This window comes from Neobacillus sp. DFD-2R, from assembly GCF_057747865.1.
Genome location: NZ_CM173228.1, coordinates 4,308,357 through 4,324,781 on the forward strand (window position 1 = coordinate 4,308,357; position 16,425 = coordinate 4,324,781).

At 36.7% G+C, this 16,425-nt stretch carries 14 protein-coding genes; 3 read left to right on the forward strand and 11 right to left on the reverse strand.

From position 1 onward, the window contains the following. The first annotated feature begins 45 nt into the window (after nt 1-45). The gene (locus AC3ANV_RS21555; protein ID WP_488310702.1) at nt 46-855 is read left to right on the forward strand and encodes a glycerophosphodiester phosphodiesterase; all 810 of its coding nucleotides are present in this window, start codon (nt 46-48) and stop codon (nt 853-855) included. Nucleotides 856-1,015: 160 nt separating this feature from the next. On the opposite strand, the gene AC3ANV_RS21560 is transcribed toward AC3ANV_RS21555, so the two are convergent. Further along, the gene (locus tag AC3ANV_RS21560; protein WP_488310703.1) at nt 1,016-1,855 is read right to left on the reverse strand and encodes an undecaprenyl-diphosphate phosphatase; all 840 of its coding nucleotides are present in this window, start codon (nt 1,853-1,855) and stop codon (nt 1,016-1,018) included. Between the two features lie 297 nt (nt 1,856-2,152). Between AC3ANV_RS21560 and AC3ANV_RS21565 the strand changes: the two genes are divergently transcribed. Next, the gene (locus tag AC3ANV_RS21565) at nt 2,153-2,311 is read left to right on the forward strand and encodes a hypothetical protein (protein ID WP_488310704.1); all 159 of its coding nucleotides are present in this window, start codon (nt 2,153-2,155) and stop codon (nt 2,309-2,311) included. Nucleotides 2,312-2,472: 161 nt separating this feature from the next. On the opposite strand, the gene AC3ANV_RS21570 is transcribed toward AC3ANV_RS21565, so the two are convergent. Continuing rightward, complete coding sequence (locus AC3ANV_RS21570) at nt 2,473-2,931, reverse strand: SRPBCC domain-containing protein (protein ID WP_488310705.1); 459 nt, start codon at nt 2,929-2,931, stop codon at nt 2,473-2,475. 285 nt (nt 2,932-3,216) lie between these two features. Here AC3ANV_RS21570 and AC3ANV_RS21575 point away from each other — a divergent pair, with 285 nt between their 5' ends. Beyond that, on the forward strand, nt 3,217-4,092 hold the full coding sequence (locus AC3ANV_RS21575; RefSeq protein WP_488310706.1) for a DMT family transporter: 876 nt from the start codon (nt 3,217-3,219) through the stop codon (nt 4,090-4,092). 929 nt (nt 4,093-5,021) lie between these two features. On the opposite strand, the gene AC3ANV_RS21580 is transcribed toward AC3ANV_RS21575, so the two are convergent. From AC3ANV_RS21580 to ppc, 9 genes are all read right to left on the reverse strand, one after another. Next, nucleotides 5,022-6,275 (reverse strand): coiled-coil domain-containing protein, encoded by a 1,254-nt coding sequence (locus AC3ANV_RS21580; RefSeq protein ID WP_488310707.1) that lies wholly within the window; start codon nt 6,273-6,275, stop codon nt 5,022-5,024. A 399-nt stretch (nt 6,276-6,674) separates the two neighbouring features. Further along, nucleotides 6,675-8,864 (reverse strand): glycosyltransferase family 39 protein, encoded by a 2,190-nt coding sequence (locus tag AC3ANV_RS21585; RefSeq protein ID WP_488310708.1) that lies wholly within the window; start codon nt 8,862-8,864, stop codon nt 6,675-6,677. A gap of 18 nt (nt 8,865-8,882) precedes the next feature. Then, complete coding sequence (galU, locus tag AC3ANV_RS21590; RefSeq protein ID WP_488310709.1) at nt 8,883-9,761, reverse strand: UTP--glucose-1-phosphate uridylyltransferase GalU; 879 nt, start codon at nt 9,759-9,761, stop codon at nt 8,883-8,885. Nucleotides 9,762-9,820: 59 nt separating this feature from the next. Further along, nucleotides 9,821-10,801 (reverse strand): glycosyltransferase family 2 protein, encoded by a 981-nt coding sequence (locus AC3ANV_RS21595; protein ID WP_488310710.1) that lies wholly within the window; start codon nt 10,799-10,801, stop codon nt 9,821-9,823. Nucleotides 10,802-11,001: 200 nt separating this feature from the next. Continuing rightward, complete coding sequence (locus AC3ANV_RS21600; protein ID WP_488310711.1) at nt 11,002-11,547, reverse strand: hypothetical protein; 546 nt, start codon at nt 11,545-11,547, stop codon at nt 11,002-11,004. Between the two features lie 152 nt (nt 11,548-11,699). Beyond that, nucleotides 11,700-12,314 carry a hypothetical protein gene (locus AC3ANV_RS21605; RefSeq protein WP_488310712.1) on the reverse strand — a complete coding sequence of 205 codons (615 nt, stop codon included), beginning with the start codon at nt 12,312-12,314 and terminating at the stop codon, nt 11,700-11,702. Beyond that, nucleotides 12,295-12,732 (reverse strand): poly-beta-hydroxybutyrate-responsive repressor, encoded by a 438-nt coding sequence (phaQ, locus tag AC3ANV_RS21610; protein WP_488310713.1) that lies wholly within the window; start codon nt 12,730-12,732, stop codon nt 12,295-12,297. The genes AC3ANV_RS21605 and phaQ overlap by 20 nt, the downstream gene beginning before the upstream one ends. Before the next feature lie 150 nt (nt 12,733-12,882). Next, nucleotides 12,883-13,497, reverse strand: coding sequence for a nucleotidyltransferase family protein (locus tag AC3ANV_RS21615; protein WP_488310714.1), 615 nt, complete (start codon nt 13,495-13,497; stop codon nt 12,883-12,885). Nucleotides 13,498-13,652: 155 nt separating this feature from the next. Further along, entirely contained in the window at nt 13,653-16,415 is a 2,763-nt protein-coding gene (ppc, locus tag AC3ANV_RS21620) for a phosphoenolpyruvate carboxylase (protein WP_488310715.1), read from the reverse strand. Between the last annotated feature and the right edge of the window lie 10 nt (nt 16,416-16,425).

Genomic DNA, 16,425 nt, shown 5'->3' on the forward strand with positions numbered 1-16,425 from the left:
GTTTTTTTTACCATGTTCTCAAATGGAAGGACAGGAGTTAATAAATTGAGGAATGCAGCCCGTTTTTTATTTTTTATTTTCAAAGGGTCTCAAAGGATCTTGAAGAAAAACAAAAGGAATTCTAAAAACCGCCATAATCCAATGAAAATTGGCCATAGAGGTGCTGCAGGGTATTGTCCTGAAAACACATTTGCTTCCTTTAAAAAGGCGGTGGAATTGGGAGTAGACTACCTGGAAATTGATGTTCAAATGACTAAAGACGGTGAACTGGTTATTATCCATGATCCAACTGTTAATCGAACAACCAATGGTAAAGGAAAAGTTAAGGATTTTACTTTTGAAGAAATTCAAGTACTTGATGCAGGAAGCTGGTTTAACCCCAAATTTTCAGGTGAGAAAATACCCTCTTTTATCAAATTTTTAGAGGAATACGCCGGGAAAACCGGTTTGATTATCGAGTTAAAAAAACCAATACTTTATCCTGGAATCGAAGAAAAAGTTGCAAAAGAACTAAAAAAAAGATTTCAAAGATTCACCGGAGAACATAAAATAATTGTTCAATCCTTTGACAGGAAATCTTTGAAACGTTTTCATAACCTTTTGCCTTCCATACCAATTGGCGTTCTTATCAAAAATACAGGCCGGGGAATATCAAATAAAGAATTACTTTCTTTTTCTCATTATGCCTCCTATGTAAATCCGAAAATCACGATGGTAAATTCACGATTAATAAGAAGACTCAATCGCCATGGCTTCAAAACAATTATTTGGACCGTAAAGAATAAAAATGAAATGAAGGCACTTCAACATCTTCAACTTGATGGAATCGTTAGTGATTTTCCCGATTTTTTTTAGAAAAATAGTATAGGGACTGTCTTTTATATGGTTAATTTCAAGCATCAGTCCCTATTTTGAACTATTTTTTTCAAGTTTTTCAAAAAAGCCAACAGCTGTACAGCTGTTGGCTAAAAAAGTAAACTATCATTTTTATGGTTTCGGTATCAGCCTCTTCTTACTAAAAGAATACTACAAAGGATAACACAATCCCTAGCACGATTCGATACACCGCGAAGGGTAATAATTTAATTTTATTTATTAGCTTTAAGAAAAAGCGGATTGATAATAACGCAAATACAAAAGCACTTAAAAAACCTGCAATAAAAAATGGCAGCAAATCAGCAGTCATATAATGCCAATTATGCAATAGGGATAAAAGACTTGCCCCAGCCATTATTGGAACTGCCATAATAAAAGTAAAGTCAGCTGCAGCACGATGGTTCATTCCTGCAAGAACACCCGCAGAAATCGTTGAACCGGAACGGGAAAAACCCGGCCAAAGGGAAAGACATTGAAAAATACCGATAGTCAGAGCTTGTTTATATGTAATTTGATCAACTGACTGGACGCTCGGATTCTTCGGACCATATAAGTCAGCAATAATCATTAAGACTGCACCAAGGACTAAACCAATTAAAACAGTTTTAGTTGAAAATAAATGGGCATCAATATAGTCATTAAACAGAACTCCTAATACGCCGGCAGGGATTAAACCAACAATTACCTGGGTTAACTTGAGGTGCCTTTGATTTTGCCCTTCAACTGACTGTTTTTGTCGTCGTTTCAACCCTAAAAGCTCGAAAAATCTTTCTCTAAAATACACAACTGCAGCTAAAACTGAACCAAGCTGAATGACTACTTTGAATGTATGCGCCGCATGGGAGGATAAAAAGCGTTCAGTTTTGATCCACATATCATCAACAATGATCATATGTCCTGTTGATGATACAGGTGCAAATTCTGTTAATCCTTCGACTAACCCTAAAATAATGGCTTTAATAAGCATAAGAAAATCCATTTTAGTAATTACTCCTATCAATTATTTTTTTTATGATTTGAATGGGACAATAACTACCCTATTTTACTCAATTTATATGTCGATTGGCAAATACATAAACTTTACATTCAGGCGGTTGCTTTATTTAATGATACCTATCGGCAGGAAACAGGCTTCGATCCCTGTTACTCTTCCTCCAGCTTTATTTCCGATTACGAAGCTTAAAAAAAATGGAAACAACTTAAAAAATAAGTGTTTTTATTCTTCCAATCGGTGCTAATAATAAGATTGTTAAACAATAAATTAAGGAGGAATTATATGCAACAGGATCAACAAGCTAAAGAGAATTTGGGGTCTATTATGAAACCGGAATTTGCCGGAACTGATGCACAAGAAGTAAAACAAGAAATTCAAAAAGATGTAAGCGAAGGACAAGGTGCAATGACTTCCCGAGAGGCAGGAGCAATGCGCGATTAAAAAACCAATCCATTGTTTTATTAAAAGTCAAAATATTTCTTAAAACTCTTAACAACATTAAATTCTTATTTAATGTGATACTATAAGGGATAAATAAAAAAGGATAGGAAAAATATGCTCTACCTATCCTTTTTTGTACTAGAAATGACCGTATCTTATTTCTATTGTATTTGGGATAAATAATGGTCAAGTCTCTCGTATTGAGAAGAGACTCCTTGAACAACCCCCATGTCAACCACTTGCTTAAGAGCTTCAGCAGTAGAGAAACGGGAACGGTTGATGATTGTTGTTTTGCCTTCTTTTTCTAGAAATTCAATTTTAACAACAATCTCAGGCATTCCTGGAAGAACATTGTAGTCAGAATCAGTAAACATATCAGTGTAAACCATTTTTTCCGGAACAACAATTTCATGATAAACTGCCTTACCACAGGATACCATCCCGAAAAAATCACCTTGGTTTTTATCAACACATTTCATGCAATATAGCCAAACCATCTCATGTACTTCTGTCTCCCAACCCTGTGGGCCCCACCAAGCTGCCAGGTGAACAGAATCTGAAAAGACAGAAGAAACTAATTCTCGTGGTGCTTCAAAAACCCGCTCAATAGTAAGTTCCATTCCTTCTATCCTAGATACAAGTTTGTTTACTGATTTGTTTTCTGACAATTTAACTCCTCTCGCTGACATTTCGCGGATTTTATACGTTAAAAAACTTAATATTCTGCTATAATAAAACACAGATAATTGTAGCTAGATTGGACAAGAGGTGAAGCAAAATGTATTGGACTCCATTATTTGAAAATGATGTACCAGTAGCACTCATCTGCTCTTAATGGAGTGAAGGTGACTACATCTCTCCGTTAGGGGCATTTTTGACCTAAATAAAAGACGGAGGGTATAAAAATGAAAAACACCATATTAGGTTCTATATATTTAGCTTTAGCTTCCAGTATTTGGGGTGGAATGTACGTTGTTGTTAAAATTGTAGTATCGGTCATACCTCCACTGGAACTTGTGTGGATGCGATATTTAGTGGCTATTGTCGCACTTCTCGTTATCGGCTTAATTACACGACAAGAATGGCGAATCGATAAACGTCATTTCTTAATAATCATAGTTATTGGAATAATTGGTAACGCGATTTCAATTGTTACACAGGAAACTGGTACAATGCTATCCTCAGCACAAATGGGAGCCATTATAACTTCTTCAACACCAGCATTTATGGTTATTTTTGCTCGCTTACTCCTTAAAGAACGGTTGACGTTAAAAAAGGGACTCTCCGTTTGTTTAGCGACAATTGGGGTTTTTCTCATTGTTGGAGTCGGTCATGTGAATTTGTCCAGTAAACTTGGTGGTATCTCACTGCTTATTGCTGCTTTGACATGGGCACTCATGTCTGTACTTGTAAAGCGTGTGCCGAGTAATTATTCACAAATTGTGGTAACGACGTATTCCATCTTGGTAGCCCTAATCGTGTTGACCCCTTTTGTTTTGCCACGGTTACACGAAATTAATATCTCGCAACTGACTCACCCGAACATTTGGGGAGGAGTCTTGTATTTGGGTATTATATCAACCGCATGTGGATTTCTACTTTGGAATCGTGGATTACAAATGCTTAACGCCTCAAGTGGAGGGCTATTTTTCTTCTTTCAACCCGTGGTTGGGACATTACTCGGATGGCTTATTCTAGGAGAGAACATAGGCGTAACGTTTTGGATAGGCTCCATCCTAATTCTTACTGGTGTTTTATTCGTTATCATTGAGAAAAAATAGTATTTAAAAACCCCTTCGACCGTATCTTAACGGGTTCACTTTATAGGTGCAAACAATCAAATAACAAAGTAAAACACACTGGATTTCACATATGAAATCGCAGTGTGTTTTTTGTTGCTATATCAAGACTTAGTGCGGTTTTTAATACTCTTTCACATCCGAAATCACTTAGATATTCTAAACGGTGAAATAATTTTTGGAGTGTATGTGAATTTGGAGTGATTTTTAATTTGATAGAAGAGGAGGATTGAATTGTGGCAACCTTTTTGTTGTTTTTACCCATATATGGGTAGCCAATTTCACTCGTTGGCTACCCAAAATGCTCTTGCTCCCCAATTAGAGTCGCCAATAGCCTTGATTGGCTACCCAAAATGCTCTTGTTCCCCAATTAGAGTCGCCAATAGCCTTGATTGGCTACCCAAAATGCTCTTATTCCCTAATTAGAGTCGCCAATAGCCTTGATTGGCTACCCAAAATGCTCTTGTTCCCCAATTACGGTCGCCAATAGCCTTGATTGGCTACCCAAAATGCTCTTGTTCCCTAATTACGGTCGCCAATAGCCTTGATTGGCTACCTAAAATTCCGTATCAAACTAATTTCATTCACCAAGACCAGATGTGAATTGTCTTGAGAATTTAGTGGTGAAAAAGATGATATTGAGTTAGTGATTTTCCCTGTTTTTTCCCTTTTTGCCCCCCGAAAGTAAACCCGTTAACCGTAACTGAAGGGGTTTTGCTTGTGTAACAGCACTTATTTTGTTCTAACCTTCCCCGGATTTCATTTAGCCTCAAAGAGGGCGGCCAACTTGAAATGAAACCACAAGGTGAAGAAATGCTAATCTAAATGAAAACAATGTTAGAAGGAAACAGGTAAAAATCCTCAATAAAAAGAAGCGAGGTCATTTAAAACGACCTCGCTTCTTTTTTCTATTAATCATTTATTATACGTACAACACGACCATTAAACTTTTCTTTCCAATAACCGGAGGTCATATTTGCAATCGCTACACCAGTTGAGCTTTGTGAACCAATAAATTGACCGCCGCCAATATAAATTCCCACATGACCATCTGTTTTATAAGTATTAAAGAATACTAGATCTCCAGGACGCATTTGGCTTACAGGGACCCTTGTACCTGCATTTTTCAAGGAATCTGTACTTGTTCCAACACTAATACCCGCTTGTGAAAACGCCCAATGCACAAATCCGGAACAGTCAAATCTACCATTGGCAATATCGGATGCTGTTCTACCGCCGCCAAATACATAAACAGAATTACCGATATATCTATCCCCTGCATGGATTACAACATTTATCGCTCCACTCCCTGCTGGAATTGATCCAGTGGGAACCGATATATTCATAGAAGAGTTAGAGTTGTTAGAATTAGAATTAGTATTAGAATTAGTATTAGAATTAGTATTAGCAGTTGTTTGGCTTGCAGCCGCTTGTTGAAGCTGAGCTTCCTTCGCTGCTAAACTAGAATCTTGATTTTGTAAATCTGCCTTTTGAGAGAGTTTATCTTGTTCCTTCTTTTTTAATTCTTCCTTTAATGCACCATTTTGTGCTTTTTGATCCATAATTTGGGACTGCATTCCCTCAAGGTCTGTTTTCATGCTCGTAAGGTCTGCTAGCTTTTTTTCAACGGAAGCTTGCTTTTTTTCAACTTCCAGTTTATCTGCTTCATGCTGTTTTACAAGGTCAGAGTCTGCTTGAACGATTGTTGCGACCGCTCCAATTCGTTCAACCAAATCACTAAAGCTTGAAGCACCTAGTAAAACATCCAGATAGTTCACGTCTCCGCCGCTTTCTTGATAGGAAAGGGCCCGTTTTTTCAATACTTCATTACGTTTTGCTATTCTTTCCTTTATAACTGAAACCTCTTGTTGAAGCTGTTGTACTTCAGATTGCGAAGTTTTTATTTTTTCTTCAGTTTGCGTAATCATGTTATTGTTATCTTTAATGGCTTGATCTACTCTATTTATTTGAGCTGTTAATTGGCCAAGTTCATCCTGAACTTGAGAAATTTCCGCATTAGCTTTCGTAATTCCGGCTTGAACCCCGGAACGTTGACCTTGAATGTTTTGCATATCATTATTTGCAGCCATTGCTGACGGAATTGTAAAAGCGCTTCCAAGACCTAACATTAATATCGTACTAAGTGCAGTTATCTTCTTCTTCATTATGATTCCCCTGCTTTCCAATTAACAATTAACTAGATATTTTCATTTAATCATCTTAATTACACAGTATTTCAACCTATTTTGACAAATTTCTATGTATACTAGTCCATTTATAATCTATTAACCTTACAAAAAGTAAAACTAAAATCATAGTTTCTACTCATTTTATCCTATTTTGTAGTAATTAGAAGTATATCATCTAAATTTGTCAAATAAGTTATAGGAATATTACAATTGTGTTTCAACGGTTATTTTCATCTGATTTTTAACAAAAAGTTCATATTTAATTTGCAAATAGATAAAATAATCCTTTTTAGGATTAGCTCGGGCGCATAACGAAAACACAAATAAAGAGACTGACTTTTAGCCAGTCTCCAAAAAAATCAATCTATGAAAACATTATCCTTTATAAACATATAACGTTTCGCCGCCCATCCCTCCAAATGACGGTTGGCTTTGAGATGAAGGATTGGATTGCCATTCACTGCTTGGAACCTCAATACAATTATTCTTTATCCATTGGGTAACTGTTTGGCTTTGGTCTCCACCCATTCTTCCTCTTCCGGATATTAAGAAGTATTTGATTTCACCTGATTTCGCCATTTTACCTAATTTGGAGGGAGTAAGTGCAGGGTCACTTCCGGAAAAGCCCCCCATTGCCATTACAGCGTAATCTGTATTTAGAATATAAGGTGCTGCTGATTGTGTGCTGTCAGTAGCCAAGAAATATTTCTCACCATTATAATGTTTTTTTAGATATGAAAGTAACGATGAGTTTAATTCCGATCTTGGTCCTCCGCCATTTCGACCATTTTTTATTACTCCACTTACTGGAACACTATTTGATTCTTGATTAGAAGTAGAATTATTTGAAGTTAATCCCATGTTTCCACTATTTTGATTATCTTGAGAAGGGCCTCCGGTCCCCCCTATATTCCCAGCCATTGCTCCCCCCGGTGCGTTCATTCCCCCAAACGATGAATGGTTTGGACCGGCTATTGGTGTCATTGAATTTCCCGTAGTATTTATGGTAATTCCCGTCCAGTATAACGGAAGAATCAGCATGGCAAGCATCCCCGTCATCGGTAAATTGGCTGAAAAACTTTCTTTCTTCTTTATTGTAATTAGGACAGCACTGAAGACGATCCCTGCTAACAGCGTTGCGAAAATCAGAGGCTGTGCTATCGAATTTTGATACAAAATTAAAGCTTCAAAAAGGAAAGTCGTAAGCACTGAGATTGGTAATAGCCAGGATTTCCAGCTCTCTTTGTTCTTAAATGCATTCCAATTAACTGTCCAACCAATTCCTACTAATGCGGCAATCGCAGGTCCCATCATACTTAAATAGTACTGGTGGAAGAAACCGGCTATACTGAAGAAAATCATCATTGGTATTAACCAAGCCAGCCAGAATGCTGCAAATTTAATTTGTAAATCAAATTTCTTTTTTTCACGTAATTCAGCAAGTAAACCAATAACGGCAAAAAGAACAAATGGCAATAGCCAGCTGATTTGCCCTGAAAGCTCAGTGGAAAAAAGACGCAGCACACCTGGATTACCGGTACCAAACATCCCTCCTCCGGACCCGCCAGGACCTCTCATATTACCTTGTAAGTTAGGAACCGGTCCTCCGTTTCCTAACTGTCCTTGGTTTCCTTGAACCTGATCTGTTGGAGTTCCTTGAGATCCGGATGCCAAACTTCCTTGTTCGGAGTTTCCCTGTTGTTTATTGTTATAATTTGCTTGTTGTGAATTACTAGTAACACTTTTATTTGACTGCTTTGTCCCATTAGGCTGGCCATTGTTCATTCCCGTTAAACGGGAAATTCCATTGTAGCCCAGTGCCAGTTCAAGAACCGAATTCGTTTGACTACTTCCAATATATGGTCTCTCATTCTCTGGAACTAGATCAACCACAACAGCCCATGACAATGATACAACTGCCAGAACAATTGTCGCTACAAATAAATTCTTCAACTTCTTCGTCCATTTTGCTTTTACCGCAATCCAGTAAAATAAATACATTGCCGGCAGAACCATATATGCCTGAAGCATTTTTATATTAAAACCAATACCAATTAATGACACACTTAGAATCAACCAACCCGCTTTTTGCCTTTCAACGGATTTCATTAGCGCCCAAGTTGCAAATAATAATGTTAAAATCAAGATGCTATCCACGTTATTTGTTCTAACTACGGCTACAAAAATTGGTGAACATGACAATACAAGGCTTGATAGTAATGCAGCTGTCCGGCCAAACTTCGGTTTCACTAAAACGTACATAAGATAAACAGAAACGATGCCTCCTATTGCTTCCGGGAGCAATACACTAAAGTCACTTAACCCAAAAATGGAAGCACTTAACGTTTGAATCCATAATGCTACCGGTGGTTTATCAACAGTAATGAAGCCTTGCGGGTCAAATGATGCATAGAAAAAGGCATGAAAATTCTGCATCATACTCTTTACAGCTGAAGTATAATAGGTGTTAGAATCTGCATTTTTTAAATTATAAAAATTTAATATAAAAGATAAAAAGAGAATTCCCGCCAGCAAGTAATCAATTTTTTTAATTATTTTTTTCATAAATTTAATCCTTTCATTTTAATAAACAGTCTCTGATTCCAGTAAGCCTTGTAAATACTTTAACAACCTGGGCCTAAGTTCTTGACGGGTTAAACCAATCTCCATTATCGCTTGAATATAACCAAATTTATCGCCAATATCATAGCGTTTTCCTTCCAGCTCAAGTGCAAGAAGCCCTTCTTGAAGGCATATTTCTCTTAAAGCGTCTGTTAATTGGATTTCATTTCCTGCGCCCTTTTCTAACTTTTCCAGTATAGGAAAAATAGAAGGCTTTAAAATATATCTGCCCATTACTGCATATTGGGAAGGGGCTGACCCTATTGAAGGTTTTTCCACTAAGTCATTAACTTCTCTAACGCCGTCCATATACCCATAAGGCTGAATGATTCCGTACTTATTAACTTCTTCCTTCGGTACAGGCTTGACCCCAATGATTTGTTTATCATAAAGCTCGAATTTTTCTATCAACTGTTTTAATGCAGGTGGGTCTGACGGCATAATGTCATCACCCAAAAGTACTGCAAATGGTTCATTACCGATAAATTCCTTCGCACATAAAACGGCATGCCCCAAACCAAGCGGTTCTTTTTGACGGATGTAATGGATATTAGCCATTTTCGAGATCCTTTGCACTTCATCCAGTAATGCAAATTTTTCTTTTTCCAAAAGAAGCTGTTCTAGTTCAACTGATTTATCAAAATGGTCTTCTATGGCCTTTTTATTTCTTCCTGTTACAAAAATTATATTATCGATACCGGATTTTACAGCTTCCTCAACGATATATTGAACAGCCGGTTTATCAACGATGGGCAGCATTTCTTTAGGTTGCGCTTTCGTTGCCGGTAAAAACCTTGTCCCTAAACCAGCAACCGGAATCACTGCTTTTCTAATTTTCATTTATGTCTTCCTCCTTAATTGATTCAATTTAAAATATAAACGTAATGATCCGGCCATCTTTATTCAAAATGACCGATACTTTTCGTAGCTTTTCTTTTTGACAGCTGCAAACCATAAGAATCGCGGATGATATAAAGAGGACGGTCTTTGGTTTCATCGTAAATCCGTCCGATATATTCTCCAATTACTCCGAGTATCATTAACATGAAGCCGCTGAAAACTAATTGAATGATAATAAGGGAGGACCATCCCGAAACCGTTTGCTTTGTAAAAACTTTTAAATATAAAACGGTAAACATATAAATAAAGCCCACAATAGAAAGCAAAAATCCTGCATAACTGGCAAGCTTTAAAGGCTTATATGAAAAAGAGGTAATACCGTCCAAAGACAACTTTAACATCTTTTTTAATGGGTACTTTGTTTCCCCGGCAAAACGCTCCTCGCGTTCATACTCAATAGCTGTCTGGCGGAAGCCCACCCAGCTTGCTAACCCTCTTACAAATCGATTTTTTTCCCGGATATTCTTCATCTGTTCGACGACTCTCCGATCCATTAAGCGAAAATCACCCGTGTCAATAGGAATATCTATTTCTGTCATTCCCCGAAGTGTCCTGTAAAACATTGCTGCTGTTTTCTTTTTAAAAAAGGATTCACCTTTTCGAGTAGTCCTTTTCGCATAGACAACATCAAAGCCTTCCATCCATTTCTCAATCATGTCTATAATAAGTTCGGGAGGGTCTTGCAAATCCGCATCAATGATCACAACTGCCTCACCAAGTGCATAATCCATCCCAGCTGAAATCGCAATTTGGTGTCCAAAGTTCCTCGAAAAATTAAGCAGTTTTACCTTTTCATCCATTCCTCTGATATCAATAAGACATTCTTCTGTTTGATCCCTGCTTCCATCATTTACAAAAAGAAGCTCGTAGGATGCTCCAGTTGAATTCATAACTGTTTTTAACCGCTGATACGTTTGATGGATTACTTCTTCTTCGTTGTAAACCGGAATGATAATCGAGTATTTTATGTTTTGCACCATTTCTATTTCTCCTTTCTAAGAAATGCTGAGGAATATTTAAATTGTTTTATCTGCCCTCACTCTAACTGAGTATCCTTAAATAATTCTTAAAATTTAAAACCAAAAACTTTTTCATCAGGAAATATACCCAATAAAAAAAACCTTAAATCCCTTTATAAAAAGAACTTAAGGCTGCTTGGTAAAGGATAGATTTTGGAATTTTAATTCATCAAAATTCTAAGCTTGTTTTTTTCATTTACACCAACATCCCATTGGGATGTTGGAAGCTGAAATTTGTCATTTATTTCTCTCCGATTTCTTCTCATCCATTTTACGGCATATTTGTTGGCATCCTTTTCAACCCATGTAAGAGAATAGGAGGAATCGGTTAATGATTGGTTAGAAAGAGATGTTAAAAAGGAAGATTCGTCTGTGATGAATTGATGGTGGTGTCTAATCTCGTGGAATAAACAAAAAACGCCATGAAGTTTTTTTAAGAAAGGATCTTGGTATGGCAGGTTAAAAAGATAAATAAAAATCATACTTTGCTTATAATTATAGCTAGAAAAGATTGAGGATCTTACAATATTTTTAAGTAAATTATACCGACTGGAAATATCGCAATTTTTTCCTGCAAGCGAGACAATCGACTGCCAACGATCAAATATGTATATATCCGGAGTGTGTTTTTTGGAAATTGGCAATAAATCTAATAAAAAATCAATCTCTTTTTCTGGTAAAATAAACGAATGACTATAAACTGCCAATCAAGTTCAACCCCTTTATAAAAAGACATTGCGAAGTGCTTCATACTATTATTATAGTAAATTATTTAAAAATTACAATAATTAAAAGGCATGAGATTTTTCTCATGCCTAGTTTTTTAAAATAAGTAGTCACCAATTCAATCTTTTAGTCGTTATCTAGCCTTCACTAGCTCTTTAAGGCTGTTTTGACCTCGTTCAACCAAATCAGAATGTGTATTCCTTGCTAGTTTAACATATTCATCATTAACCTGCTGCCATGCATTTCGGCGTTCACGTGAATATTCAATACTGGATTCAGCATTCTTTTCAAAATTATCCTCTAATTGGTCTATCAAATGAGCCACAGATTTAATTGGGGTAAGCGCCAATTTTTCCAACTGATTGGAAACTTCTTTTATCTGCTCTTTAAGTTCTTCGCTTTCATTCATTTGAACTGAATCCATAGCAACTACTTCATTCATTTGTTCTTTCTGGAAAGTAGTAAACTGGTTCAATATCCCTGTGAAAATTTCTTGGTTTGCTTTCTTAGACTGCTCATAGAGGTTCGCAAGTGAGTTTCTGTATTGTTTATTAAATTTAATAACCTCTCTTAATGCTTTCATATAAGCATCTTCTTGGCTTTCCCGAACTTGTCTCACCCGTGCGCTTGATTGTTCATACTGATCCCAAAATGTGTCAACAAATAAACCTCCGGCATTGATTCCCTCTGCTGTTGAAATTATATTATCATTTGCAGCTGAAACAGCCTCATTCTTCTTCTGTGCCATTGTCCTTCCTCCTCTTTAACCTATTTAATTTCTCTATTGGATCCTTTTTTTGTAATGAAGGAATATAGAGCTCAAGAAAACTGGAATACATATTAAAAAATTGATCCAGTAAAGATTGGTATGACTCTAGTTGATGGGCATAGCTATTTAAGTATGTAATACCAGCTTTTGTAATAGAATACCTTCTTTTTGCAGGACCGCTTCCGTTTGTATCCCATTCTGATGCGACAAGCTCATCCTTTTCTAACTGTCTTAACTGCCTGTAAAGATTTCCTTGGTCAATCGCTTTAAAACCGAATGCCTGCAATTTTTGACTAAGTTCATATCCATGAAGTGACATCCTACTAAGAAGCAATAAAATAAATGGCAGAACAAAGTTTTTTGAAGGATTGACTGTTTGATTTTCTTGGTTTACCATATCTCTATCACCTCACCTATATGTATTTTACACCTATCGGTTATATTTTGTCAAATACGCATGATATAGATTACTTTAAAAAGGTGGTATGAATGAAAAAATCAAAAATGAGCAGGAACATTTAATAAACTTTTTTTATAATAGAGATTATCATTGATTAAAATTTTTAAGGTATTTCACAGCGAGCTGATAATCACTAAGTGTATCAATATCCATATTCCATTCATGCCTTGAAAACTCTGCAACTGCCACCTGTCCCGCAAAAGACTCAAATATTTCCTTGGCCCCTTTATCACCTCTAATAGCTGTTAATTTTGAGAAGAAGCATCTGTCAAATAATACCGGGTGCCCTACTAGACCTTGATAGGATGGTCGAACAATTCGAATACCATTTTTGTACTGTTTTTCATATGTTGAAATGATTTCCTCAACCGCTCCATCCGGTATAAACGGTTGATCACCTAAAAAAACGAGAACAGCTCGAATATCATCACTCAATGCTAAAATACCTTCTCTAAGTGATGATGACATACCCTGTTCTGATTCTTTGTTGGTAATGTAGCTAATACGCTTTCGGTCTATATGATCTACCATTTTAGCGGTGTTTTTGTTGCCTACTAAAATGATTGAATCAAACTTTAATCGGCAGGTTAATTCCACCGGATAAAGAAATAAAGGTTTACCGCCTAAATTAGCAAATTGCTTTAATTTACCGAAGCGTTTACCTTGTCCTGCTGCCAATATAACTGCACCTATTCCTTTCATAGTATCCCCTCTTTTTCTAATTCTAATTTCATTATAAATTTGTCTGCAGATAAGTAATAACCCAAATAGTTATTATTTTTCACAGTAAAAAAGTTCTGTGCTAAAAAAACCGCAAACTCCTTTCATTAGGAGTTTGCGGTTTTTATTTTAGTCCATCAACCAGTATTACGTAAGCCAGCGGAGATACCACTAATCGTTAATAACACTTGCGTTAGTAGTTCTTCATTCGGTTCATCCTGACTCCGCAATTCTTTAATTAATTCTACTTGTAAAAAGTTTAATGGGTCTACGTATGGATTTCTTCTGTGAACAGATTCCTGAATGTTTGGTGTATGATCCAATAATTCCGTATCACCCGTGATTTTGAGAAGAATCGTTTTTGTTCTTTCAAATTCTTCAAGGATATTCGTAAAAATACGTTCAGCAATTGCTTGGTCTTCGACAAGTGTTAAATATTCCTTTGCTGTTGTAATGTCAGCTTTCATTAATGCCATTTGCAAATTATCAATGGTCGATTGAAAGAAAGGCCATTTTTCATACATTTGCTGTAAAAGATATACGTTTTCTTCATTTTTTGAAACAAAACTTTCTAAACCTGTTCCTGCCGCATACCAGGCCGGCAGCAATTGGCGGCATTGTGTCCAAGCGAATACCCATGGAATCGCTCTTAAATCTTCAAAACGGCCCTTATTTTTACGGCTCATTGGTCTTGATCCAATATTTAGGTCTCCAAGCTCTCTTAATGGTGTAGCCTCGTTAAAATAGGTTAGGAAATCAGGGTCACCAAAAACAAGCGATTGATATTTGTTATAAGACTCTTTAGAAATTTCTTCAATAGCCTGTTCCCAAGCTTGAGCACGGAAATAACCTTGGTCAGCCTTTTTTGAAACACGTGTGGCCGTTTGAAGTAGGGTAGAGGTTGCCTGTTCTAAGCTTCGATAAGCAATATCTTCAAGCAAGTAGCGGGAAGACAAAACTTCTCCTTGCTCAGTAATTTTCACTCCATCTCCAATAGTTTCAGCCGGTTGAGATAAAATGCTCTTATTTAACGGACCGCCGCCGCGACCTAGTGAGCCGCCTCTTCCATGGAAGAATTTAAGTCCTATTTGATATCTTTTGGCCATTTCGTGGATTTCAATTTGCGCTTTGTATAATTTCCAGTTAGCTGTTAATGTACCTCCATCTTTGCTTCCATCGGAGTAACCTAACATAATTTCTTGCTGATCACCCATCCTCTGTAAATGATTGCGATAAACAGGCATTTCAAACAAAGTTTCCATGATTTTTGGCCCTGCCGTTAAATCATCAATTGTTTCTAGTAATGGGGCAACATTTAAATGGCTTTCTACCGTTCCATCCGCATGAAGTCGATAAATGCCTGCTTCCTTTGCTAAAACTAGCACTTCTAGTAAATCGCTTGGCGATTTCGTCATACTAACAAGATATACCTGAATTGATCGTTTTCCGAATTCATCATGGGCCTTTTTGATCATTTGAAACACTTTAATCATTTCTTGTGTTTCGTCAGAATAATCTTCATTTAGTAGGAGAAGCGGACGTGGATCTAAAAGAATATTTTGTAAGATATTTATTTTTTTATCTTCAGAAAGTTCTCCATAATTTTCAGCAATCTGGACTTTTCTAAGTATTTCTGTGATTGCCGCCTCGTGTTCACCGCTATGATTGCGAATATCGAGTGTAGCTAAATGGAAACCAAACAATTTGACTTGGCGAATCAGTTTTCGAATCGTCTTTAATTCATGGGCAGCAGGATGATGATTTTTTAAGCTTCTTTTTATGACATCTAAATCTCCTAATAATTCATCAGCAGATTTATAACCAACATCTGATTTCCCAACTTGTTTCACGCGTTCAATAATAAGGGCAAATACACGGCGATAAACCTCTGTTTTAACAGGCCACTTTTTATCATCGGTTAACAATTGATCTTCTTTTTCCTTAAGTAATTGAAGGAGCTCCTCACTAACTTCAACCCTAGTTGTGGAATGACTATAACGTTTCATTAAATCCACTAATACAGCTCTATATTTTTTTAATACAAGTCTTCTTTGCCTGTTTAATGTTTCCCATGTTACTTCATGTGTTACAAATGGATTTCCGTCACGATCCCCGCCAATCCATGAACCAAAACGAAGGAAATTTGGAACATCCCAGGCGATATCGGGATAATTCTTTTCTAAACACGCTGCCAGTTCATGGTGAATTTCAGGCAGCACATCAAAAAGCGTCTGATCAAAATAGTACAGACCATTTCGTACCTCATCCATGACAGAAGGCTTATGATGACGTAATTCATCCGTCTGCCAAAGAATCGTTACTTCATTAAACAAGCTCTCCTCCAGCTTGTTTCGTTCTCTATTCGTCAGTAATGGATGATCTAGATTTTTTAAAATAGCAGCAATTCGCTGTTGAATTTCCAAAATTGAACGTTTTGTTGCTTCTGTCGGGTGGGCTGTAATGACAAGCTCAAGCGACAATGTATTAAGTACATTTTGGATAATATCTTCATTTATCTTGTTCTCTTTTAGTGAAAGAACTGCACTTTCGATTGAAGCCGGTTGGACTACGCTTTCGTCCTGTAACTGATATTGTCTTCTCCTGCGAATACGATGGTTTTGTTCAGCAGCATTTATCAGATGAAAATACATTGAAAATGCACGTATAATTTGCTTTCGCATCGGAGAGCTAAGACTAGCAATTTCTTCTTTTAATTCTTCATATATTTCTTTATCGAATTGGTTTCGAAGAGATTTGCACATGGTCCTTATTTTTTCCACTTTGTCTAATAGTTCAGTTCCGCCATGATCGACAAGAATCTCACCGAGCATTTGGCCAAGTAACTTGACATCCCGACGCAATGGAAGACTGCTATCATTCACTTTCAAACCTGTTGTCATATTCTCACCT